21 protein-coding genes are annotated in these 23,498 nt (G+C 68.4%); 8 read left to right on the top strand and 13 right to left on the bottom strand.

The annotated features are described in order from the left end of the window. Positions 1 to 12: 12 nt before the first annotated feature. Positions 13 to 2,100, bottom strand: a complete 2,088-nt coding sequence (locus KK141_RS12325; RefSeq protein WP_214572414.1) for an FUSC family protein — start codon at positions 2,098 to 2,100, stop codon at positions 13 to 15. A gap of 244 nt (positions 2,101 to 2,344) precedes the next feature. Here KK141_RS12325 and KK141_RS12320 point away from each other — a divergent pair, with 244 nt between their 5' ends. Together KK141_RS12320 and KK141_RS12315 are read left to right on the top strand one after the other, a co-directional pair. Then, a complete protein-coding gene (locus KK141_RS12320) occupies positions 2,345 to 2,887 on the top strand; it encodes a TetR/AcrR family transcriptional regulator (protein ID WP_167258130.1) in 543 nt (180 codons plus the stop codon). A 199-nt stretch (positions 2,888 to 3,086) separates the two neighbouring features. After that, positions 3,087 to 3,869, top strand: coding sequence for an iron-containing redox enzyme family protein (locus tag KK141_RS12315; protein ID WP_214572413.1), 783 nt, complete (start codon positions 3,087 to 3,089; stop codon positions 3,867 to 3,869). A 354-nt stretch (positions 3,870 to 4,223) separates the two neighbouring features. Here the strand turns inward: KK141_RS12315 and yeiP are convergent, their stop codons facing one another. The 10 genes from yeiP to KK141_RS12265 form a co-directional block, all read right to left on the bottom strand. Further along, on the bottom strand, positions 4,224 to 4,790 hold the full coding sequence (gene yeiP / locus KK141_RS12310; protein WP_214572412.1) for an elongation factor P-like protein YeiP: 567 nt from the start codon (positions 4,788 to 4,790) through the stop codon (positions 4,224 to 4,226). A gap of 48 nt (positions 4,791 to 4,838) precedes the next feature. Next, entirely contained in the window at positions 4,839 to 5,606 is a 768-nt protein-coding gene (locus KK141_RS12305; protein WP_214572411.1) for an SDR family NAD(P)-dependent oxidoreductase, read from the bottom strand. An 80-nt stretch (positions 5,607 to 5,686) separates the two neighbouring features. Next, positions 5,687 to 6,118, bottom strand: a complete 432-nt coding sequence (gene yiaA, locus KK141_RS12300; RefSeq protein WP_214572410.1) for an inner membrane protein YiaA — start codon at positions 6,116 to 6,118, stop codon at positions 5,687 to 5,689. 68 nt (positions 6,119 to 6,186) lie between these two features. Then, positions 6,187 to 6,747: a GNAT family N-acetyltransferase gene (locus KK141_RS12295; RefSeq protein WP_214572409.1), complete on the bottom strand. Its 561-nt coding sequence runs from the start codon at positions 6,745 to 6,747 to the stop codon at positions 6,187 to 6,189. Beyond that, positions 6,744 to 7,211 carry a GNAT family N-acetyltransferase gene (locus tag KK141_RS12290; RefSeq protein WP_214572408.1) on the bottom strand — a complete coding sequence of 156 codons (468 nt, stop codon included), beginning with the start codon at positions 7,209 to 7,211 and terminating at the stop codon, positions 6,744 to 6,746. Before KK141_RS12290 ends, KK141_RS12295 begins: the two co-directional genes overlap by 4 nt. Further along, entirely contained in the window at positions 7,208 to 7,813 is a 606-nt protein-coding gene (locus KK141_RS12285) for a YdeI/OmpD-associated family protein (protein WP_214572407.1), read from the bottom strand. Before KK141_RS12285 ends, KK141_RS12290 begins: the two co-directional genes overlap by 4 nt. Before the next feature lie 10 nt (positions 7,814 to 7,823). Continuing rightward, positions 7,824 to 8,309, bottom strand: a complete 486-nt coding sequence (locus tag KK141_RS12280) for a GNAT family N-acetyltransferase (RefSeq protein WP_214572406.1) — start codon at positions 8,307 to 8,309, stop codon at positions 7,824 to 7,826. Beyond that, entirely contained in the window at positions 8,306 to 9,619 is a 1,314-nt protein-coding gene (locus tag KK141_RS12275; protein WP_214572405.1) for an amidohydrolase family protein, read from the bottom strand. Before KK141_RS12275 ends, KK141_RS12280 begins: the two co-directional genes overlap by 4 nt. 143 nt (positions 9,620 to 9,762) lie before the next feature. Next, positions 9,763 to 10,464, bottom strand: coding sequence for an alpha/beta fold hydrolase (locus KK141_RS12270; RefSeq protein ID WP_214572404.1), 702 nt, complete (start codon positions 10,462 to 10,464; stop codon positions 9,763 to 9,765). Between the two features lie 120 nt (positions 10,465 to 10,584). Next, positions 10,585 to 11,982 carry a GntP family permease gene (locus KK141_RS12265; RefSeq protein WP_214572403.1) on the bottom strand — a complete coding sequence of 466 codons (1,398 nt, stop codon included), beginning with the start codon at positions 11,980 to 11,982 and terminating at the stop codon, positions 10,585 to 10,587. Between the two features lie 170 nt (positions 11,983 to 12,152). Between KK141_RS12265 and KK141_RS12260 the strand changes: the two genes are divergently transcribed. The 3 genes from KK141_RS12260 to KK141_RS12250 all read left to right on the top strand — a co-directional run bounded on the left by KK141_RS12260 (position 12,153) and on the right by KK141_RS12250 (position 19,226). Continuing rightward, the gene (locus KK141_RS12260) at positions 12,153 to 14,429 is read left to right on the top strand and encodes a TonB-dependent receptor (protein WP_214572402.1); all 2,277 of its coding nucleotides are present in this window, start codon (positions 12,153 to 12,155) and stop codon (positions 14,427 to 14,429) included. 26 nt (positions 14,430 to 14,455) lie between these two features. After that, positions 14,456 to 15,490 carry a PHB depolymerase family esterase gene (locus KK141_RS12255; protein WP_214572401.1) on the top strand — a complete coding sequence of 345 codons (1,035 nt, stop codon included), beginning with the start codon at positions 14,456 to 14,458 and terminating at the stop codon, positions 15,488 to 15,490. A gap of 430 nt (positions 15,491 to 15,920) precedes the next feature. After that, positions 15,921 to 19,226, top strand: a complete 3,306-nt coding sequence (locus tag KK141_RS12250) for a PAS-domain containing protein (RefSeq protein WP_214572400.1) — start codon at positions 15,921 to 15,923, stop codon at positions 19,224 to 19,226. On the opposite strand, the gene KK141_RS12245 is transcribed toward KK141_RS12250, so the two are convergent. Beyond that, positions 19,227 to 19,880 carry a response regulator transcription factor gene (locus tag KK141_RS12245; protein WP_214572399.1) on the bottom strand — a complete coding sequence of 218 codons (654 nt, stop codon included), beginning with the start codon at positions 19,878 to 19,880 and terminating at the stop codon, positions 19,227 to 19,229. A 234-nt stretch (positions 19,881 to 20,114) separates the two neighbouring features. Here KK141_RS12245 and KK141_RS12240 point away from each other — a divergent pair, with 234 nt between their 5' ends. The 3 genes from KK141_RS12240 (at position 20,115) to KK141_RS12230 (ending at position 23,147) form a co-directional block, all read left to right on the top strand. Continuing rightward, entirely contained in the window at positions 20,115 to 21,950 is a 1,836-nt protein-coding gene (locus tag KK141_RS12240) for a 3-hydroxybutyrate oligomer hydrolase family protein (protein ID WP_214572398.1), read from the top strand. 73 nt (positions 21,951 to 22,023) lie between these two features. After that, positions 22,024 to 22,533 carry a peptidylprolyl isomerase gene (locus tag KK141_RS12235; protein WP_214572397.1) on the top strand — a complete coding sequence of 170 codons (510 nt, stop codon included), beginning with the start codon at positions 22,024 to 22,026 and terminating at the stop codon, positions 22,531 to 22,533. 164 nt (positions 22,534 to 22,697) lie between these two features. Beyond that, positions 22,698 to 23,147, top strand: a complete 450-nt coding sequence (locus tag KK141_RS12230; RefSeq protein ID WP_214572396.1) for a YidB family protein — start codon at positions 22,698 to 22,700, stop codon at positions 23,145 to 23,147. Between the two features lie 61 nt (positions 23,148 to 23,208). Here the strand turns inward: KK141_RS12230 and KK141_RS12225 are convergent, their stop codons facing one another. After that, positions 23,209 to 23,466, bottom strand: a complete 258-nt coding sequence (locus KK141_RS12225) for a GlsB/YeaQ/YmgE family stress response membrane protein (protein ID WP_214572395.1) — start codon at positions 23,464 to 23,466, stop codon at positions 23,209 to 23,211. Positions 23,467 to 23,498: the final 32 nt, after the last annotated feature.

Genomic DNA, 23,498 nt, shown 5'->3' with positions numbered 1-23,498 from the left:
CGGAATGACGGTTTACGCCGCGGCCGCCGTCTTCTCCCGCTCGCCGCGCCCCACGATGTGCGCCAGCGTATTCACGTTGTCCACCAGCCGGTCGCTCAGGCGCTCCAGCAGCTCCGCCGCGCGGCGGTCCTCGGCCATCGCCAGCAGCGAGGCCAGGCTGCGCTGCAGTGCGCGCAGGTCGGGCAGGTCGGTGGGCGCGCGGTGATCGCGCAGGGCGGTGGCGATGGTGTGCAGGGCGGCGGCGACGTGTTCGACGAAGGCGCCGATCTCGGTGGATTCGGGCAGGGCTTCGTGGTCGTCGATCACCGCTTCCAGCGTCATGGCGGTGCGCGCCAGGCGGTTGCCGTTGGCGAACAGCGTGCTGGCCAGGTCCATCAGGTGCGCGGGTGTGGCCGGTTCCGCGCGCATGCGGTCCAGCGAGGCCTGCGCATTGCTGCGCGCGGTGCGCGCGGCGGTGCGCGACTCGCGCTGCGCGTCGCGCCGGCCGGGGCGCGCCAGGCACTGCAGATAGCCGGCGTAGGCGTCGAGCATGTCGGCCAGGGCGGCGCGCGCGCGGCCGCGCTCCCAGGTCGGCCACAGCACGTAGGCGAGCAGGGCCATGCCGCAGCCCAGCGCCGTGTTGAGCACGCGGTCGGCCACCGCGGCGCTGGAATTGACGCCTTCGAACGAAAGCAGGATCACCACCGTGCCGGTCAGCGCCGCCACCGCGATGCCGTAGTGCGCATTGGCCAGATAGCGGAACGACATGCACAGCACCGCCATCACCGCCAGGTGCGCCCATGGATCGTGCGGCGTGAAGTGCAGCACCGCGGTGGTCAGCACCAGGCCGAGCACTGTGCCGACCACGCGCAGCAGGCCGAAATTGAAGGTGGCGCCGAAATCCGGGCGCAGCACGATGGCCGCCGTCATCGGCAGCCAGTAGCCATGCGGCAGCGCCAGCTTGCGCGCGACGAACAAGGCCACGCTCAGGCACACCGCGCTGCGCACCGCATGGCGGAACGCCACCGAATGCGGCGTGAGGTTGGCGCGCAGGATCGACAGCGCGGAATCCGCGCGCAGTGCGGTAGGCAGCGGCGTCTCTGCCGCCGAGGCGCGCAGCTCGCCACGGCTGCCGGCCCAGTTGGCGTTACGCACCGCCGCCGCGAGCTGGCCCGACAAGGCATGGATATGCGCGGCCAGGCCATCGCCGGAACCACCGCGGCCGAGCAGGGCGTTCTCGCTGGCCTGCAAGGTCTGCAGCGCGCGCTCGGCCTGCTGGGGCGGTTCAGCGGCTTCCAGTGCGTCGGCAATGGCGGCGAGCACGCGCGCGGCGTCGCCGCGGAACATCGCATGCACGCCGGGGTTGGCGCGCAGTTCGGCCATGGCGGTGAGTTCCAGGCGGATGCGCTCGGCGATCTCCAGCAGCACGCGGAACGCTTCCATCGCGCGCCCGTTGGCGTGATGTCGGCCGAGCAGGGTGTGCTGCAGCGTGGTCATCGCGTCGGTGAGCGCAGGCACGTCGGCGTCGTCGTGCGCCTGCTGCCTGGCCAGGCCGGACAGGCCGCGATACACCGCGGCCAGCGCATGCCGCTCCGGCCGATAGCGCTGCAGCGGCCACGCTGCCACAGAAAACAGCGCCAGCAGCAGGCCGCCGGCGAAGATCAGCCCCGCGCCGCTCAGCGCGCCGATTAGCGTGGTGGGCGAGGCGGCGGTGACCACCAGCAGGATCATGCTGGTCATGCCCACGCGCGCGATGTCGGTGCCGAACACCACCAGCAGGCCGCCGAAGAAACCGAAGGCCGCCGTGGCCACCAGCATCGGCGCCAGCTGGTCGCCGAGCAGGAAACCCAGCACCGAGGCCAGCCCCGCCGCCAGCGAGGCGAGGAACAGCTGCCACATGCGCTGGCGATAGGGGCCGGGCTGGTCCGAGAACATGGTGTCCAGGGCGCCGGCGGCCACGCCCAGGCCGATTTCCGCATGGCCGGTGGCAAGGCCCAGCCCCAGCGGCAGGATCACCGCGGCGGTATTGCGCAGCACGACGCGCGGCGGCACGTCGGGGCGCTTGGCGGTCAGCAGGCTCTCTATGACAGTGGCGCGTAGCGAATAGCCGCTGGCGGGCATGGGTTCTCGTTCGCTCCTAAACGATTTAAGGGATTCTGCCTGAGCAGGGCTGAAGAGGGTGGGAAGCAGCGCGTGCCGTAAGCGAATGCCGAGGGCTTTATTTCCTGGCGAAAGTGCATAGGTCGAAGGGCGGGCGCGGCCGGGGCCGTTCGGTGCCCAAATCGCTTACAGTCAAATCACTTACAGTAGGTCGCCGCGGTGTCCCGGGATGGATGCCCGGTTTTGTGCAATCTGGAAGGCCATTATGAAAACTGATCCATCCAATCTGATCGAGGTGTCGCTGTCGCTGTTCAGGAGCAAGGGATACCGGCGCACTTCGATGGCCGACATCGGCCGGGCGACCGGATTGCTCAAGGGCAGCATCTATCACCACTTTCCGAACAAGGAGCGTTTGCTGATCGAAGTGGTTCAGCACGTCATCGGACTGTTCGAGAACGGCGTTTTCGAGGAGGCGAGGCGCACCGACCTGAGCGAGAAGCAGCGGCTGGACGGCATGGTCGACGCGGTGGAGAGCTATTACATCCAGCACCGGGTCTGCGCGCTGGTTCACTTATGGCCGGACGCCCTGCAGGAGAGCGAGGAGGCGCGCGGCATGATCCAGCAGTTCTTCCGCGACTGGCGCGACCTGCTGGCCGGCCTGCTGGCCCCCCGCCACGGCGAGGCGCAGGCCCGCAGCCTGGCCACGGACGCCCTGGCGCGGATCGAGGGGGCGGTGATCTGGCTGCAGATCGCCGGGGAAGAGGAAGCCTTGCGGGAATGCAGTAAACAGGTGCGTAACCTCTTGTAGCTCCGAAAAAAGCGCTTTACACGGGGGCGTACCGTCTGGTAGAAAACCAAACGTTTGGTTTTGGCTGTTCGTGCAGGCAAACCCAGGGGGAACAACCATGCCTTCGTTGATGGCTGATCTTGATCAACCCCGCAGAAAGGCGATCGCCGCCATGCGGGCGAGCATTGCGCCGGCCCTCTGGCAACGGAATGCCGGCTTCGTGGAAAACCTTCGGCAACTGATCTCCACGCATCCGGTGGCGCGCCATCGCGCGATCGGCGTGCTCAACAGCGGTACGCTCGATCTCGAAGCGATGCGCACGATCCATCTGGAATACCGCCACGCGATCGTGCAGATCTTTACCGACGCACTGCTCGCCGCGCAGCTGCAGACGCGCCAGCTGGAACCGCGCCTGCCGCCGGGTTCCAAGCTCGCGCCGCGGTTCCTGATCACGCTCAACGATCTGGACGAATTCGGCTTCCGCCCCGGCCTCGACGCCGAAGGCTATTACCGCGGCAATCCGGCCTACGCGCATTACCCGCTGTTCGAGCGCGTGCTGGACGACTACGGCATCAGCCTGCAGCAGCGGCAGTCGTATCCGGCCAGCCGCATCTCGCGCAAGGTGCGCGAATTCCTCGAACACAGCTATGGCGATTACCTCGACGTGGTGGTGCTGCTCGCCGCCGCGGAAGAGGAAGTGATCCTGTACAGCCCGCCGCTGCGCGAAGCCACCCGCGCGCTGGGCTTCGATGTCGACGACGGCTACTACTTCGTGCACGGCGTCAGCGAGGACGTCAGTGCCGAAGCGGCTGACGACGATCACGAGAACGACCTTTGGCTTGCGCTGACACAGGCGCTCACGCCGGAACACTATCCGCGCGTGCAGTCGCTATGCCTGCGCTATTGCGATCTGTGGGATCAGTTCTGGACCGCGCAGCTGGCGCTGATGCGCCCGGCGGCGGCTTCCCTGGCCGGTACCCAGGGGCTGGCCGAAGCGGTCTGACCGGATCAACGGGGGTTTGGAAGCAGGGATGCCCATGGAGCCGGGTTTCCCTGCGGCGAATGGAAGCGCCGGGCACAGGATGTGCCGCAGCTGATCAGCGCGCCGGGCGGGGTCAGCAGGGGGCGGGTCCGGCGCATGAAGCGCTGGACCCGTAAACCTTGCGGCGAGGCAGGGGCCTCGCCGGCAACAGGCGCATGAGCGCAACGATCAAGGCGGAGCCGCGCGACCGGGAGCGCGCGGCCCGCGCAGGAAGGGGGAGGCTGGCGCGCTTCGGTGCGACGGCCTCCCAAGGGTGAATCGGGTGATGCCCATTTTGGCCCGTGATTTTCACGGGCCTTTTTTTGCGCGCAAGGTTTACGAAGCGCGGCCGCCGAATTCGCCGGTGGTGGTGTTCACCCACACCTTCTCGCCGTTGGTGATGTATTCCGGCACCTGGATTTCCACGCCGGTGCTGAGCTTGGCCGGCTTGGTGCGCTTGGTGGCGCTGGCGCCCTTCAGTTCCGGCGCGGTGTCCACCACTTCCAGCATCACGCTGGTCGGCACCTGCAGGCCCACCGGCGCATCGTCGATCAGCTGCACGTAGAAGCCTTCGGTGTCTTCGACGATATAGCCGGCGTTCTCGCCGACCAGTTCCGGACCGAGCAGGTACTGCGTGTAGTCCTCCGCGTCCATGAACACGAACGCCTCGCCGTCCTTGTAGGAATAGTTGGCCGCGCGGCGCACCAGGTCCATTTCCTTCAGGTCGTCGTCGGCGCGCAGGCTCAGGTCGAACTTGCGTGCGCCGGGGATCGAATACAGGGTGAAACGGAACGTCACGTTGCCGCCGCGCGCGGTGGGCGAGCTGCGCTCGATGTCGCGCACCTGGTACACGGTGCCTTCGTGTTCGATCACGTTGCCTTTCTTGACGTCGGAAGCTTTCATGGGATGACCGCAGTGGAGGGATCGGGGAACGGGTGAGCGCTCAGGCGCTCACTTCGGCTGCAGGCGCACCGCGCCGTCGAGGCGGATGGTTTCGCCGTTGATGTAGCGGTTGGTGAGGATGAAGGCCACCAGCTCGGCGAACTCCTCCGGCTTGCCCAGGCGCGACGGGAACGGGATGGAAGCGGACAGCGCCTCCTGCACCTGCGGCGGCATGCCGTCGACCATCGGGGTCCAGAAGATGCCCGGCGCGATGGTCGCCACGCGGATGCCGAAACGCGACAGCTCGCGCGCCATCGGCAAGGTCATGCCGACCACGCCGCCCTTGGAGGCCGAATACGCGGCCTGGCCGATCTGGCCCTCGTAGGCGGCCACGCTGGCGGTGTTGAGGATCACGCCGCGCTCGCCGTCCTCGCCCGCTTCGTTGGACTGCATCAGGGCCGCGCCGGCCTTGGCCACGTTGAAGCTGCCCACCAGGTTGACCATCACCGTGCTGGCGAAGGTGCCCAGCGGCATCGGTCCTTCCTTGCCCAGCACGCGGCCGGCGCCGAGGATGCCGGCGCAGTTCATCACCACGTTGAGGCCGCCCATGGCGTCGTGGGCCGCGGCCACGTTGGCGGACACGCCGTCTTCGGAGGTGACGTCGGTGCGCAGGAAGCGGGCGGCGGCGCCCAGCGCCTTGGCCGCTTCCTGGCCCTTGTCCTCGTTCACGTCGAACAGCGCGACCTGGCCGCCGGTGGCGACCAGGCGCTGCGCCACGGCGTAGCCGAGACCGGAGGCGCCGCCGGTGATGATCGCCTTGACCTGCTGGAGCTGCATGGGTACGTCCTCGGGATGCCGAAAAGCGGAATGGTAGCCGAGGACCTGGGGGCCACGCTCGCGGCGGCGCGGAACCTGGCTTATTCGGCGCCGGCGTAATCCTTGCCGTCGGCGCCTTCCGCCGCCTGGCTGTCGCGCGTGTTCTTCTGCACCGCGATCGCCGCGAACAGGGCCAGCGCGTAGGACATCCCGTAGAAGCCCTTCTCGCTCAGCGCCAGGGTGGCATTCCACAGCCCCACCACCAGCAGCACGATGCTCAGCAGCACCGACACCCAGCTCAGGCCGTAATAGATATTGGTGACCGGGATGCCTTCCAGGCGGTCCCGCACGCTCTTCTGCACCGACACCGCGGAGAACAGGCCGTACATCAGCACGGTGAAGTAATAGCCCTTCTCGTTGAGCTGCATGCCGGCGTTCCACAGCCCGGTCACGAAGGCCAGGAAGCCCGCCAGCAGGGCCGCCCAGGACACGGCGATAAAGGCGGGCGAGGGCTTCTGGGGCAGGGGCTTCATGGCAGTTCCTTTGCGTGGGGTGCCCCGGCGGGGCGGCGCGGCCATCCTAATCGAAGCCGCGCCGTTTGCTACAGCAGCGCCTTCCACTCGTCCCGCTCGCGCAGCTGCGCGAACGGAATCACTGCGGGCGGTGGCACCACCGGCGCCTGCAGTTCCTTCTGCCACACGCCCACGTCCCACCATTGCCCCAGTTTGTAGCCGGCCTTGCGCCAGATGCCGGCGGGCGTGAAGCCCATCGACTCGTGCATGGTCACGCTGGCCGCGCCGGGCATGGTGATCACGCCCATCGCCTGGTTGATGCCCTGCAGGCGCATGCCGTCCAGCAGCACGCCGTAGAGCCGGCGCGCGATGCCGCGGCGCTGTGCGTCTTCGTGCACGTAGATCGAGGTTTCGGCGATCCAGTCGTAGGCCGCGCGTTCGCGGAAGCGGCTGGCGTAGGCATAGGCGAGAAGGCGGCCCTGTTCCTCCCACACGATCCACGGATAGTGCTGCAGCCGCGCCACGAGGCGTTCGCGCATCGTGGCTTCGCCAGGTAGTTCGGTCTCGAACGTGGCCATGCCCTGCAGCACATGCGGGGTGTAGATGGCATGGATCGCGGCGGCATCTTCAGGAACGGCAATGCGGATCATGCGAGCACCTTTTCCATGCATACGCTCTGCGGGTTGGCGCGATGGCTGCCGAACGGCGGGCAGCGGCGATAGCCGGCGCGCTCGTACAGCTCCAGCGCCTCGGCCTGGGCCGTGCCGGTTTCCAGGCGCACGACGCGGCCGCCGCGTGCGTGCACGTGCTGCTCCAGCGCTTCCAGCAGCTGCTTGCCCAGGCCCAGTCCGCGGCAGGCCGGCAGCACGTACATGCGCTTGACCTCCACGTAGTCGCCTTCGTCGACGCAGGCGCCGCAGGCCACCGGCGTGCCGTCCACGCGGGCGGTGACGAAGGCGACGTTGGGGCGGCGCAGTTCGTCCAGCGCCACCGGCTGGATGTTCGCGGTCGGATAGAGCCCGGCCAGATAGCCGTCCAATTGCTGGGTCAACGGCAGGATGTCCGGCGTGCCCGGATCCTCGATGGCGAAGCTGAGCTGCGGTCGCGTAGTCACATGTACTTCCAGTTGCGTTGCTTGCCCTCGGCCAGCCATTCCAGAGTGGTGGCGAGGCGTTTCTGGCGGGTGGCACCGGTCTTGGCTTCGCCGATCCACTCAAGGTATTCGCGCTGCATGCTGGCGGTAAAGCCGTCGAAGGTCTTGCGCGCGGCGGCGTGCTTCTTCTGCGCGAGCAGGGCGGCGAGATCTTCCGGCATGGCCGGCGCCGCTTTCGGCGCGGCTTTCGGCCGGGCGCGCGTGGCGCCGCCTTCGATCAGCTTCATCGCCTTCTTTACGTAGGCGGCCAGTTCCTTCTTCGCAGGCAGGTCGCGCACGGAAGCGAGCTTGCCGAACTGGCCCATGCCTTCCCCGGCGTCTTCGGCCGCCTCGCCGAACAGTTCCTTGTAGTGCCAGAAATGCAGGCTCGCATGCTGCTTGAACGCCGCCATGCCGCACATCAGCGCACCCCGGTAGCTGAAGTACGGCATGCTCCATTTCAGCGTTTCTTCCGCCTCGGGGCAGGCGGCATGCACGGTGGCGCGGATCTGTTCCAGGATCGGCCGCGCGAACTCGGCGGACTTGGCGATATACGCATCGATGCGCGGATCGTGGCTGCTCATGGCGCTGTCCTCACAGCTCGCGGATAAAGAACTGGTCGCAGCTGAAATGCCCGGTGCCGCCCATCGGGCCGTCCAGCGTGGTGAAGCCGCTGCGGCGGTACAGCGACTGCGCCGCGTCCATGCCGGTGAGCGTTTCCAGATAGCAGCGCTTGAACCCGTGGGCGCGGGCGGCTTCCAGGCAGCGCTCCATCATCGCGCCGCCGGCGCCGATGCCGCGCGCCGCGGGCAGGAAATACATCTTGCGCAGCTCGCATACGCCGGCGTCGCCGTTCTCCAGCGGCGCCACGCCGCCGCCCACCACCCGGCCGTTCACCTCGACCACGAAATAGGCACTGCGCGGGCGCGCATACGAGGCATGCATGCCGTCTACCTCGGCATCGTGGATGGCGAAGCCCGGGCCGTCGGCGCCGAACTCCGGCATCACGGCGCGGATGATCGCGGCGACTTCCGTATCGTCGCGCGGCTCGATGGGGCGGATCAGAAAAGGTTCGCTCATGGTTCGCTGCTGGTGGGCTTGTCGTCGGGAGTGCGATAGACGGTGCCGTCCTTCATCACGAACACCGGGTGCTGCAGATCGTCGATGCGCTCGCTGGGATCGCCGGCGAACGCGGCCAGGTCGGCGCGCAGGCCCGGCGCGATGCGGCCGAAGCGCTCCTGCTCGCCCAGGATGCGCGCCGCCACGTCGGTGGCGGCATGCAGCGCCTGCGCCGGCGTCATGCCCGCATGCACCATCGCCACCGGCTCGCGCCAGTTGGTGCCGTGAGCGAACACGCCGACGTCGCTGCCGTTGCCGATGGTCACACCGAGTTTCATGGCGGTGCGGAAGGCGCGCCCGGCTTCCTTCATGCGCTCGGTCGGCTCGCTCTTGCCGGGCACGTAGTGCTCGAAATATTCGGCCGTGGATTCGACCGCGGTGAGCGTCGGTTCGTAGGCGACGCCGCGCTGCTTCATCAGGCGGAAGGTCGCCTCGCTGGCGCCGTAGCCGTGCTCGACGCTGTCCACGCCGGCTTCCACCGCCATGCGCACGCCGGCATCGCTGGCGGCGTGCGCGGCCACCGGGCGGCCGGAGAGATGGGCGGTGTCGACGATGGCTTTCAGTTCCGCCGCGGTAAGCGTGGGCGCGGTGCCGCCGCCGGGGCCGACGCGGTAGTCGGCATACAGCTTGATCCAGTCCGCGCCGCGGCCTGCCTGTTCGCGCACCGCGCGCATGGCTTCGTCCGCGCCGCTGATTTCCTGCGCGCCGCCGGGCAGGTCCAGGTCCGGGCGGAAGCCGCGCGGGCCGGGGCCGTAGCTGGAACTGGCGACGATGGCGCGGGTGGCGACGAACAGGCGCGGTCCCGAGATCAGGCCTTCGTCGATGGCGCGCTTGACCGACACGTCCGCATAGCCGGCGCCTTCGGTGCCCAGGTCGCGCAGCGCGGTGAAGCCGGACAGCAAGGTGTCGCGCGCGTGCCTGGCGGCTTCCAGCGTGCGGTAGTCCTGCGGCTCCTTCAGCACCTGGTCGTTCCACAGCGTCTCGTTGTACGGATGCAGGAACAGGTGCGAATGCAGGTCGACCAGGCCGGGCAGCAGGGTGGCGCCGGGCAGTTCGACGCGGCGCGCGCCAGCCGGCGCCTGGATGCCCGCAGCCGGACCGACCGCGGCGATGGCGCCGTCGTGGACCAGCACGGCCCAGCCGGCGTGGGCCTGGTTGCCGTCGCCGGTCCAGACGCGCGCGGGCAGCAGCAAGGTGTCGGCCGCCGCCGCGGGCAGGGACGCGCAGGCGAGCAGGGCGGCGAGCAGGCGGGTTTTCCAGCGCGGGGGCATGCGGGCTTCCTTCGGTGGAAGTGCCCGATGATAGCGTGCGGATGAGAGTGGCGTAGGTTGGGGTGAGCGCAGCGAACCCCAACGGTCGCTGCGGCCAGGCCGGTGTTGGAGTTCGCGTTGCTCACTCCAACCTACACTGGGCGCTATTGCAGCAGCGACACCTGATCCGCCGCCGTGTACCACAGCAGGCCGTAATGCCCATACGCATACGTCAGGCTGCCGTTCTCGCCGTCGATGCTCGAGGTATGCACCCCGCCCACCGTGCACACGCCGCCATAGCAGTTGATCTCGTCGATCCACGACTTGATCGAATACATCTTCTGCCCGAAGCGCTTTCCGGCCAGGCTGCCCAGCAGCGGGCTGCCCACCGACAGGCCCCAATACCCGCAGGTGCTGGTCACCACGTTGAACGGATAGGTGCCGCACGACCACAGCCCATGGAACGCACCGGCGATGCCGACGAACACGTCGACCTTGCTGGACAGACCGAGCTTGTCGATCTCATGCGCGGCCAGCGTGGCGCCCATCGAATGCCCGAGCACGTCGATGCGCCCGGTACACGAACTGGCGATCGCCGCCTTGAGCGCATTCGCCACCGGCGTTTCTTCGCTGCCGTTATGGTCGTTGCAGGCCGCGCACAGCGCATTGCCCCAGCTCGGCGCGTAGATCTGCGCGTCCGTGTAGCCGTGCTGCACCAGTGCGTCGTAGGTGTTCTGGAAATCGCTGGGACTGCCGGTATTGCCGTGCACCAGCACCACGCTGTCCACGCAGGCGGCATGCAGGCTTACCGCCGGTATCAGCAACAACAGAGCCAGCAGGCTCTTACCCCATCGTTCGATCGACATCGCGCTTTCGCTCCCTTCGCTTTGACGAGTCCCGCCGTGGCGGAACGGTGTGGAACCGCGCGCAAGGCACGGCTCCGTATCGCAAGCGACGCGTTCCGCCATGGGCCGGACTTCGTGGAGCTAGACCAGGCCCAGTAGGTAATAGCCGCCGATCGCCACGAAGACAGCCGCGGTCTTGATCAGCGTGATGGCGAAAATGTCGCGGTAAGACTGGCGGTGGGTCAGCCCGGTCACCGCCAGCAAGGTGATCACCGCGCCGTTGTGCGGCAGCGTGTCCATGCCGCCGGAGGCCATCGCCGCCACACGGTGCAGCACCTCCATCGGAATGCCGGCGGCCTGCGCGTTCTTGATGAAGGTGTCGGCCATCGCGCCGAGCGCAATGCCCATGCCGCCGGAAGCCGAGCCGGTGATGCCGGCCAGTGCGGTGATCGAGATGGCCTGGTTCACCAGCGGATTGGGAATGGCGTGCAGCGCGTCGGCGATCAGCTTGAAGCCGGGCAGGGCGGCGATCACCGCGCCGAAGCCATATTCCGAAGCGGTATTCATCGAAGCCAGCAGCGCGCCGCCGACCGCCGCCTTGCTGCCCTCGGCGAAGGATTGCTTCACCGGCTTCCACGCGAACGCCAGCACGCAGGCGATGCCCAGCAGCAGGGCGCCTTCCACCGCCCAGATCGCGGCGAGCTTGGATACCTCCTGCACCACGGGCTTCGCGTCGCCGATCACCGCCGGCACGAAGGATTGCGTGGCGCCGTAGAAGCGCGGCATCGCGTCGGCCAGCAGCTTGTTCGCCACGCCCACCACCACCAGCGGCAGCAGCGCCACCAGCGGATGCGCCAGGCGCGCGCCTTCGAACGGCGCCGGCTCGTTCGCCAGCGCCTGGCCATAGCCTTCGCCGGCGGCCGCGGCGCGGCGGCGGCGCGATTCCAGATAGGCCAGGCCCACGATCAGGATAAACACCGCGCCCAGCGTGCCCAGCCACGGCGCGGCCCATGCCGTGGTGCCGAAGAACGAAGTGGGGATGATGTTCTGGATCTGCGGCGTGCCCGGCAGCGCATCCATGGTGAAGGTGAACGCGCCCAGCGCGATGGTGCCGGGGATCAGGCGCTTGGGGATGTCCGCCTGGCGGAACAGTTCCGCCGCGAACGGATACACCGCGAACACCACCACGAACAGCGACACGCCGCCGTAGGTGAGCAGCGCGCACACCAGCACGATCGACAGCATCGCCCGCCCGCGCCCGACCAGCCCGATGGTGCCGGCCACGATCGCCTTGGAGAAACCCGACATCTCGATCAGCTTGCCGAACACCGCGCCCAGCATGAACACCGGGAAGTACAGCTTGAGGAAGCCCACCATGCGGTCCATGAACAGGCCGGTGAACATCGGCGCCACCAGGGACGGGTCGGTCAGCAGCACCGCGCCCAGCGCGGCCAGCGGCGCGAACAGGATCACGCTGTAGCCGCGGTAAGCCGCCAGCATCAGGAAACACAGTGCGGCCAGCACGATCAGGAACGACATCCGGGAACTTCCTCGCGGCGACGCCAAAAGACGCAACGGCGGCGAGTATCCGGATGTGCCTTCAGTCACGGCACTGTACGAAGGTACAAGTGCCCCGCCCGCCGGCCCTGCCTACATTGCCCGGCATCGGCAGCCCGGGTGAGGGGCTGTTCTTCATTGCGAGGGGAACCATGAAGCGCACGCGTTTGAGTCTGGCCATCGGCCTGGTCGTGAGCCTGTCCTGCCTGCCGCTGCACGCGCAGCAGGCGGCGGACAGCAGCAGTCAGCCGGCCGCCAAGAAGACCGAGGCCAAGCAGCTGGAGGAGATCACCGTCAGCGCGCGGCGCCGCGAGGAGTCGCTGGAAAAGGTGCCGGTCGCGGTCACCGCCTTCAGCGGCGAAGACCTGAAAGACCTGCAGGCGATGAATATCGACGGCCTGCAGGGCGCGGTGCCCAATCTCAATATCGTGCAGGGGCGCGGTTCGTCCTCGGCGGTGAATATTTTCATCCGCGGCATCGGCCAGCCCGACGCGCTGCAGACCTTCGACCCCGGCGTCGGCATGTACGTGGACGACGTCTACTACTCGCGCATCCAGGGCGCGCTGCTGAACCTGTTCGACGTGGAGCGCGTGGAAGTGCTGCGCGGCCCGCAGGGCACGCTGTACGGCAAGAACTCCACCGGCGGCGCGGTGAAGGTGGTGACGCGCAACCCCGGCGAGCAGACCGAAGGCTCGGCCGAAGTGACCTTCGGCCGCTTCGGCCGGCGCGAAGGCAAGTTCTATCTCAGCGGCTCGCTGGGCGGCGCCTGGTCGGCCTCGATCGCCGGCGTGGCGACCAAGACGGACGGCTACGTCAAGGACCCGTCGACCAACCACGAATACAACGACGAGGACACCAAGGCGGTACGCGCCAAGTTGCGCTACCACCCCTCCGATCGCTTCGACGCGGTGCTGAGCCTGGACTACACCAAGCAGGACACCGGCCTGACCCTGGGCCAGCCGGTGTCCCCCTTGATCCGCACCGACCTGGTGCTGGGTCCGGTGGTGCTGTACAAGCCCGACCTCGACCAGAAGTACAACTTCCAGACGCGCACCTCGTTCGATCCCGACCAGGGCCAGAAGCTCAAGCACGAAGGCGCCGCGCTCAACCTGAGCTGGAAGCTCAATGACCAGTGGACGCTCAAGAGCATCAGCGCGTTCCGCAAGCTCAACAGCGATTCGTACATCGACATCGACGCCTCGCAGTACCAGCTCGGCGACGTGCTGGTGGATTTCCACCAGAAGCAGACCAGCCAGGAACTGCAGCTGCAGTACGACAACGGCAGCAACCTGCAGGCGGTGTACGGCCTGTACTACCTGCGCGAGACGGTGCCCTCGCACCAGGAAGCCTATGCCAACGACCTGTTCGCGCTGGCCGGCCGCCAGATCACTTTCCTGCGCACCATCGACGACGATCTGAAGACCACCAGCTACGCCGGCTTCGCCCACGTCAACTGGCAGTTCGTGCCCTCGTGGACCCTGGCCGCGGGCGTGCGCTACAGCAGCGACGACAAGGACTACTACCGCACCACCAGCACCTTCTGGGGCGTGCCGTTCACCGCGCTCAACGGCACGGTGGCGCTGGACAAGAGCAAGCGCTGGAGCGCATGGACGCCCACCGTGAGCCTGCAGAAGCAGCTCGATCCGCAGACCATGGTGTATGTCTCGGCCGCGCGCGGCTTCAAGTCCGGCGGCTTCAACGGCCGCGCCAACGATGCCAACGAAGCGCGCAATCCACAGTTCGCGCCGGAATACGTGTGGACCTACGAGCTGGGCCTGAAATGGCGCTCCGCCGACCAGCGCCTGCAGGCCAACATCGCCGCCTTCCACAGCGACTACAAGGATTTCCAGGCGCGCGTGTCGGAGATCCAGAACCCCGGTTCGATCACGCCGACCTTCGCCTTCCCGGTGATCAACGCCGCCAAGCTGAAGATGGACGGCATCGAATTCGAAGGCGCCGCCGTGCTGGGCGAGGGCACGCGCCTGCAGGCGCAGGTGGGTTATCTGGATGCGCGCTACGACCGCTTCGACGATCACCGCCTGATTCCCGGCGACCCGCAGTACAACCCGAACCTGCACAAGTACGTGCCGTTCTCGCCGAAGTGGACCAGCCGCGTGGCGCTGACGCAGAGCTTCAACATCGGTGACGCCGGCACGCTGACCCTGGGCGGCGACGTGTCGTACCGCAGCGAGACCTGGCTGAGCGTGGATAACTACGCAGCGCTGAGCCAGAAGGCGTACACCCTGCTGGGCCTGTTCGGCATCTACGACACCCTGGACGGCCACTGGCAGTTCCGCGCCGGCGTGCGCAATGCCACCAACAAGGTGTACAAGACCGACGGGCAGGAGTTCTCCAGCGTGGGCAATATCCGCACGGCGTACTACGGCATGCCGCGCAACTGGTATGTCAGCGCGCGCTACAACTTCTGAGCATGGACATGGCGCGGAGCAAGGCGATGAAGCATCGATGGGGGAACTGGCTGGCAGCGTGCGCGCTGCTGGCCTCGGCAGGCGCGGTGCACGCCGCGGACGTGGCGGCGCTGCCGTCGTTGAAGCTGGACGCATCGCGCGTCGCGGTGGCCGGGTTGTCTTCGGGCGCCTACATGGCGACCCAGGTGCAGATGGCGTATCCGGAGCGCTTTCCCGCCGCCGCGCTGGTGGCGGGCGGGCCGTACGGATGCGCGGATGGCAAGCTGGACGTAGCGCTCATCACCTGCATGAAGGGCGCGCCGGCCGCGGATGTGCCGGCGCTGGTGGAGAAGGCGCGCCAGCGCGCCAAGGCAGGCGAGATCGGTTCGCTGGCCGCGCTGGCCAAGGGCAAGGTGTATCTGCTGCACGGCAAGGGCGATGCACTGGTGGCGCCCTCGGTGGCGGAGGCTGCGGCGAGCTTCTACGAGAAGTTGCGCGCGGCCGATCCGGCACTGAAGAACTTCAAGGTGCATGACGATGGCGGGCGCGATTTCGCGCATAACCTGCCGATTGCGGCAAAGGGCGACGATTGCGACAAGTCGGTGTCGCCGTATCTCGGGCATTGCGGGTTCGATGCGGCGGGCGAGATCTTCGCCGAGTTGTTCGGCAAGCCGGGGCATGCGGTGGGTGAGGCGAAGGGCGAGCTGCGCCGCTTCGACCAGAATGCGTACAAGCCGGACGGCGCTGATGCATTCCTCGCCGACGAGGGTTATGTCTACGTGCCGCCGTCGTGTCTCGCCGGCAAGCCGTGCGGTCTGCTGGTCGCGTTTCATGGCTGCAAGCAGAACGCTACCGCGGTGGGCGAGGCCTTCGTGAAGGACGCCGGCTTCAACCGCTGGGCCGACGTGTATGGTGTGGCCGTCCTGTATCCTCAGACGCGCGCCAGCATGGCGCCTTTGAATCCGCAGGCATGCTGGGATTGGTGGGGATATTCGGGCGCGAATTACGACACGCGGCAGGGTGTGCAGCTGCGCTGGCTGGTGCGTGCCGTGGAGGCGCTCGGGTTGCCGTCCGCGAAGTGAGTGCTGTCGCGTATGTGTCTCGCCTTTGGCGAGGGTTTCGCCCCGCTGCCGCGGGGCGAGTTACTTTTTCTCTGCGTGCCCAGAGAAAAAGTAACCAAAAAGAGAGGGCACCCTGCTTGGCGCCCTCAGCAGCGAAGCTGCTGAGGGTCCGTGAGGGCTGGCCGGGCTTTTTGACAGGGCATCCATGCCCTGATCAAAAAGGCGAGGACTCCTGTCCTCGCCCCCCTGCGGGGGCCTTTTCGTCCAGCCCTCACCGCCGGCGCCAAGGGGCCCTGAAGATCAAAGGCAGAAGCGCGCAAGCGGAACGCCGCGGCTGCGCCGCATGTTCTTCGCTGGATTTTCGCCCCGCCCGTCATCTCCTTCTCCCCTCCGGGGAGAGGGTTGGGGTGAGGGGCCGGGGCTTGCGCATGCGCTTGGATAAGCACCCGCCATGCTGACTCCCACCATCATCGCCACCGCCGCCCTGATCTGGCTCGGTCTGCTCTTCGGCGTCGCGCTGCTCGGCGAACGCCGCCCCGCACTGTTCGAAAAGCGCTGGTCCATCGTCTACGCGCTGTCGCTGGCGATCCACTGCACCTCCTGGACCTTCTACGGCACCGTCACCCAGGCCAGCCGCTCCGGCTGGTGGCTGCCGCCGACCTTCGTCGGCGCGATCCTGATGTACCTGTTCGGCATCGCCGTGCTGCGTCGCCTGGTGCAGCTGGCGCGCGACTACAACGCGGGTTCGCTGGCCGATCTGATTGCGGTGCGCCTGGGCCGCCATTCCGGCCTCGCCGCGCTGGTGACGGTGGTGGTGCTGATCGGCATCGTTCCGTATATCGCTCTGCAGCTGAAAGCGGTGGCGATGAGTTTCGCCATGCTCGGCCGCGGTCAGGTGGCCGAGTCGCCGCCGTGGCAGGACAGTGCGCTCTACGTCGCGCTGCTGATGGCCTTGTTCGCCATGCTGTTCGGCACCCGCCGCGCTTCCACCATGGCGCACAACCGCGGACTGGTGCTGGCGATGGCGTTCGAATCGCTGTTCAAGCTGGCGGCGATGCTGGCGCTGGGCAGCTTGCTGTTCGCGCCGCTGCCGGCGGGCGTGGCCGCCGCCGCACCGCCGCCGCACGACAGCATCGGCTTTCCGGCCATGATCCTGCTCGGCGCGCTGGCCATGTTCACCTTGCCGCATCAGTTCCATGCCGGCGTGGTGGAATGCCGCGACGGTGCGCACCTGCGTACCGCGCGCTGGCTGTTTCCGCTGTACATGCTGCTGATCGCGCTGCCGATCCTGCCGCTGGCGCGGCTGGGCGATGCGTGGCTGGCGCCTAGTGGCGTGCCGTCCGATCTCTACGTACTGGCGCTGCCGATGGCGCGCGGACAGCACGGTCTTGCGCTGCTCGCTTTTCTCGGCGGCCTCAGTGCGGCGACCAGCATGGTGGTGGTGGCGACGCTGGCGCTGAGCCTGATGGTGGTCAATCACCTGATCGCGCCGCTGCGCGTGCAGGCGGGCTGGGGGCGCGGCGAGCATGGCGATCTGCGCGGGCAGGTGATCAACCAGCGGCGCGTGGCGATCCTGGCGGTGATCCTGCTGGCCTGGGCCTACAGCCGCGTGCTGGCGCGCAACGACGTGCTGGCGGATATCGGTGCGATTTCGTTTTCCGCGCTGGCGGGATTGGCGCCGGCCCTGCTCGCCGCGGTGTACCGGCCGCAGCTCGGGCCGCGCGCGGTGGCGGCGGGCCTGGCCGCGGGCACGCTGGTGTGGCTGTACGTGCTGCTGCCGGCGATGTTTCCCGAGGCCGCGGCGTGGTGGAGCGGCTGGCCGTACGGCTTGCGCTGGTTGTCACCGGACGGCTTCCTGGGGCTGGGTGAATGGAGCCGGCTCGGCCGCGCCGTGGCGGCCGGCCTTGCCGCCAATGTCGCCATGATGTTCGCGGTAGCCGGTTCGCGCTTCGGCCGCGCACGCAAGCCCGCGGCGGTGGGCAGCATCGGCGTCGCCGAACTGCACGCGCTGGCTTCGCGCTTCCTGCCGGCCGAACGCGTGGCGCATCTGTTCGAAGACGCACCGTCGCAAGGCAGCGCCAGCGCGGCGCGCGTGGCCGAGGTGGAGCACGAGCTGGCCGCGGTGATCGGCGCGGCCTCCGCGCGCCTGCTGCTGGAAGTGGTGCGGCAGCAGCGCCGCGACGAGCTCGACACCGTCGCCGCCATCGTCGGCGAGGCCGCGCAGGATCTGCGCTTCAACCAGCGCGTGCTGGAAGCTGCGTTGGAAAACATGAGCCAGGGCATCTGCGTGGTCGACGCGGAACAGCGCCTGGTGGCGTGGAACCGCCGCTATGCCAGCCTGTTCGGCTATCCCGACGGGCTGCTGCAGGTGGGGCGGCCGGTGGCGGATCTGACGCGCTACAACGTGGCGCGCGGCATGATCGGCGCGGGCGACGTCGAAGCGCGCGTGCAGCGGCGCCTCACCCATATGCGCGCCGGTACGCGGCATCTGTCCGAACGCAGTTTTCCCGACGGCACGGTGGTGGAGATCCGCGGCAATCCCATGCCGGGCGGCGGCTTCGTCGCCACCTTTACCGACGTCACCGCGTTCCGCCATGCCGAAGATGCGCTGCGCGGCGCAAACGAGACACTGGAACTGCGCGTGGAAGAACGCACGCGCGCCCTGGCCGACGCCACCGCCGAGGCGCAGCGCGCGAACACCGCGAAAAGCCGCTTCCTCGCCGCCGTCAGCCACGACCTGATGCAACCGCTGCATGCCGCGCAATTGTTCGCGCATGCCCTGGCCGAACGCGGCGGCGAAGCGGCCACGGTGCGCCATCTGCAAGGTGCGCTCGCGGCGACGGAAGGCTTGCTGGCGGGTCTGCTGGATATCGCGCGCCTCGAAGGCGGCCGTCTGCGCGCGCAGCCGCGCGAGTTCGCGCTGAGCGAAGTGCTCGGGCCGCTGGCGGCGGAATTCCAGGCCATGGCGCTCGATCGCGGCATGCGGCTGAGCGTGGTGGACAGCGCGGCCTGGGTGCGCTCGGATCCGCTGCTGCTGCGCCGTGTGCTGCAGAATTTCCTGTCGAACGCGCTGCGCTATTCGGAACGCGGACGCGTGCTGCTCGGCCTGCGCCGCCACGGCGAATACCTGCGGCTGGAAGTGTGGGATACCGGGCCGGGCATTCCGCCGGAAGAGCGCGAGCGCATCTTCCAGGCCTTCCATCGCTTGAACCAGGCGGGCGGGCAGGGGCTGGGCCTGGGTTTGTCGATCGCGCAGCGCATGGCCGCATTGCTCGAACATCCGCTCGGCCTGCGCTCGTGGCCGGGGCGTGGCAGCGTGTTCCATCTCGACGTGCCGCGTGCGCAGCCGGTGTCCGTGCCGGTGGCTACTACGGCAGAAATCGCGCAGGGCGTGGCGGCCGGCCGCGCGGTGGTGCTGGACAACGAACCCGCGGCGCGCACCGCGCTGGCCACGCTGCTGCAGGGCTGGGGCTGGCAGGTGCACGTCGCCGCGCAGCCGCGCCAGGCGATGGATGCGCCATGGCCGCCGGATCTGTTCGTGCTCGACTATCACCTCGACCACGGCGTCACCGGGTTGGACGTGCTGCGCGCATTGCGCCGCGAACATCCCGCCGTGCCGGCACTGATCCTCACCGCCGACCGCGACGGCGAACTGCGCCAGCGCATCCTCGATGCCGGCGCGATGGTGCTCTACAAGCCGCTCAAGCCGCTGGCCATGCAGCAGGTGCTGCAGCGGCTCGCCGCGGCGATGGTTTGATTACAGCGCCGGTTCGCTCAGCGCCAGCGAATTCAGCAGCAGGCTGGCCTGGGTGCGGTTGCGCACGCCGAGCTTTTCGAAGATGGCGGTGACGTGCGCCTTCACCGTGCGCTCCTGGATCGACAGGCGGTCGGCGATCTGCTTGTTGAGCAGGCCTTCGCCGAGCAGGGTGAGCACGCGGTATTGCTGTTCGGTGAGCCGCGCCAGGCGCGCGGCCAGATCGGCATCGGCCGGATCGGCCGGCAGCGCCGCCACCGCCTGCGCCAGGGCCGGCGGCAGCCAGGTGCCGCAGGCGAGCACGGTGCGCACGGCTTCGCCGATATCGGCGGGCGAGGCGCTCTTGGCGATGAAACCCGCGGCGCCATGGTCGAGCACGCGGCGCACGGTGCGCGCTTCGTCGTGCGCGGACACCACCAGCACGGCCACGCCCGGATGCTGGCCGCGCAGCGCGGCCAGGCCCGAGAGGCCCTGGCTGCCGGGCATGTTGAGATCGAGCAGCACCAGGTCGGTGTCGGCTTCGGCCGCCAGCGCGGCGAGTGCGCCGGGCAGGTCGGTGGCTTCGTGGATGCGGCAGTCGGCGACGCTTTCGGTGACGGCCTGGCGCAGGGCCGTGCGGAACAGCGGGTGGTCGTCGGCGATCAGGAGGGTGGGCATGACTTGCGACGTTAGCTTGCGCAGGGCGCGGCGCAAAGCCCCTCTCCCCTTGGGAGAGGGGTTGGGGTGAGGGTACGGGCGGAGCGTTGCGCTTCGCCCGTACCCTCATCCGGCTGCCGCCACCTTCTCCCGAAGGGAGAAGGATTACAGGTTGAGGAACTGAGGGGCACACGAAACAGAAGCGCTGTACCTTCGTACGATAGCGCGCCAACCGCCGGTTGCTATGGTGGCGCGATGACCATCCTCCATCGCTCCTGGCTGTTGCTGGTGCCGCTGCTGGCCGCTTGCGCGGCGCAGCCGCCTTCCTCTCATCGATCGGGACAGGGTTTCATGCACGATCCGGATTTCATCGAAGGCAGAGTGCGCGCCAGCGAGCACCGCAACGGCGACGACCTGCTGAGCGCGGGGCTGGGCCTTGCCGGCCTGGCGGGCGTGCCGTCGCCGTATGCCGATGCCTTGCATCCCACGCCGCAGGAACTGCGCCGGCGGGCGATCCAGAACAGCTGGAAGGGCATTGCGGATCTCGGCCCGCTCGGCGGCTATGGGCGTGTCTACGGCGCCGTACCCGACGTGCCGGGCCGCGAGTACCAGGCGTTCGCGCGCATTCCCGGCGCGCACGCGCCGCATCGCGTGCTGCTGCAGGTGCCGGATGCTTTCGATACGCGCAAGCGCTGCCTGGTGGTCACGGCTTCGTCCGGTTCGCGCGGCATCTATGGCGCCATCGCGCTGGCTGGCGCCTGGGGTCTGCCGCGCGGCTGCGCGGTGGCTTACACCGACAAAGGCACGGGCGCGGGGTATTTCGACTACGCCGACGACACCGGTGTGCAGCTCGACGGCACGCGCGCGAAGCGCGGTGCGGCGCCGCTGGAATTCGAGCCGGCGAAGGCTTCCGCCGATGCCGGCGTCGCCATCAAGCATCTGCATTCCGGCGACAACCCCGAAGCCGACTGGGGCCGCCACGTGCTGCAGGCCGCGCGCTTCGGCCTGGCCATGCTCGACCGCGCGTATCCGGACCAGGCGCCGTTCACGCCGCAGAACACGCGCATCATCGCCACCGGCCTTTCCAACGGCGGCGGCGCGGTATTGCAGGCGGCCGGCCTCGACAGCGAAGGCGTGCTGGCCGGCGTGGTGGCGCTGGAACCGAACGTGCACGTCGAAGGCTATGGCCGCGCGCTCTACGACTACGCCACCGACGCCGCGCTATGGCTGCCCTGCGCGCTGAGCGACGCACGCTTCGACAACACGCCGCTGGCGCGCGGCAAGGACGGCAAGCCGCCGGCCGCCTGGCTCGCCCGCTGCGCGAGCCTGCGCGAGCAGGGCCTGGTGAGCGGCGCCACGCCGCAGGCACAGGCGGCGCAGGCTTACGAGCATCTGCGTGCGGGTGGCTGGACGGATGCCGCGCTCAGCGTGGCGGCGAGCACGCAGGCGTTCGATCTGTGGCGTGCGATTGCGGCGGGTTATGCATCGTCCTATCTGCGCCGCGGCGCGGCGGACATGCCCTGTGGTTTCCATTACGCCACCACGGCGGACGCGACACCGGCCATGCGCGCCTCGTGGTGGGCCGATGGCGGCGGCATTCCGCCGGGCAATGGCATTGCACTGCTTGGCGGTATCGATGCGTCAGCGGATCCCGCACTGCCCGGCATCCGCTGCCTGCGCGCGCTGTGGGACGGCGCCGGCACGGACGTCCTCGGTCTGCATGCCAGCGTCGCCGCCACCTCGGCGCGGCTGCCGCGTCCCGGGCTGCCGCTGTGGGTACTGCACGGCGCCGAGGACGGCCTGCTGCCCACCGCCTTCACCTCCGAGCCCTATGTGGACTGGCTGCGCGTGCACGGCCTGCATCCGCTGTACTGGAAGGTGCCGTACGCGCAGCACTTCGACGCCTTCCTGCCACTGCCGGGCTTCGGCGACCGCCACGTGCCGCTGCTGCCCTATGGCTACCTGGCGCTGGACCGACTGTGGAGCCACCTGTACGAGGACGCGCCGTGGCCGCTCCAGGCGCCGGCCCTGCCGGCGGCCCGGCCGCGCGGCGCCGCGGCGCTGGAGCGGGCCGCGCTGGGCCTGCCCTGAGGGCTGCCCTCGCCGAGCCAGCGGCGGCCGGCTGGAGTATCCTTGCCGACCTCCGCCAGCCCAAGGAATACCGATGACCATCAACGTGACCCTCACCACCAATCGCGGCCCCATCCACCTGCGCCTGCACGACGACAAGACGCCGGTGACCGTGGCCAGCTTCGTCAACCTGGTGCGCCGCGGTTACTACGATGGCCTGAGTTTCCACCGCGTCATCAACGACTTCATGGTCCAGGGCGGCTGCCCCGAGGGCAGCGGCCGCGGCGGCCCGGGCTACAAGTTCGAGGACGAGTTCAATCCGGCCCTGCGTCATGACAAGCCGGGCGTGCTGTCGATGGCCAATGCCGGTCCGCGCACCAATGGCAGCCAGTTCTTCATCACCCACGGCGCCACGCCGTGGCTGGACGGCAAGCACAGCGTGTTCGGCGAAATCGTGAGCGCCGAAGACCAGAAGGTGGTCGATGCCATCCGCCAGGACGACGTGATCGAGAAGGCCACCGTGGAAGGCGACGTGGACGCGCTGCTGGCCGCGCAGGCCGACCGCATCAAGGAATGGAACGCGATCCTCGACCAGCGCGGCTGAGCCTCGCTTTCTTGCGAACACGCAAAGGCCGCTGTCGGCGACGACAGCGGCCTTCGTTCGTTAACGGTGCCGTCACATGCGGCTAGCCGAAGCCTACGTAGAATCGGCGGACGCGCCAGACGTGCGCTACCGGGGTAGGTCCTTCAATCTTAGGGAGAGCAAACATGGCATCACTCAATGATCTGCTTGGCGGCCTGGGTAGTCTGCTGGGGCAGGGCGGCCAGGAGGGGCAGGGCGGCTCGCTGATTTCCGTGGCGGGCCAGCTGATCGACAAGGCCGGCGGCCTGCAGGGGCTGCTGAACATCCTGCAGCAGCATGGCTTGGGCGAAGCGGCGCAGTCGTGGGTCGGCACCGGCGCCAACCAGTCGGTATCCGGCGACCAGCTCGGCCAGGCGCTGCAGAACGGCGGCCTGGGCTCGATCGTGCAGGATGCGGCCGGCAAGCTCGGCGTCAATCCGGGCGACCTGCTGGGCCAGCTGTCGCAGGTGCTGCCGCACGCGGTGGATCACCTCACCCCCGACGGCCAGGTGCCGCAGGGCGGCAGCGGCATCGACCTGGGTTCGCTGGCCTCGCTGGCCGGCTCGCTGCTCGGCGGCAACAAGGCCCAGGCTTAAGTCAAGGCCAGATACGAAAAAGCCGCCGGCGGGGCGACCCGCCGGCGGCTTTTTTTCATGCTCAGGCCGTGCGGTTGCGGTTGAACACGAAGTGGTAGATCGCCAGCAGCACCACGGCGCCGATGATCGAACCGACGAAGTGCATGAAGCCCGACTCCGGCCACCAGCCGAGCTGTTCGCCCGCCCAGGTGGAGATGAACGAGCCGGCGATGCCCAGCAGGGCCGTGATGATGAAGCCGCCCGGGTCCTTGCCCGGCATGATGGCCTTGGCGAGCAGGCCGACGATCAGACCGACGATGATTACCCAAAGCCAATGCATACCCGTTCCTCCGTCATGGTTGGCAACGTCCC

It is taken from the genome of Dyella sp. LX-66, from assembly GCF_018599165.1.
In the GTDB taxonomy this organism is placed as follows: Bacteria; Pseudomonadota; Gammaproteobacteria; order Xanthomonadales; family Rhodanobacteraceae; genus Dyella_D; species Dyella_D marensis.
The sequence above is the reverse complement of the archived record's forward strand: the minus strand, read 5'-3'. Positions and strand labels throughout refer to the sequence as shown.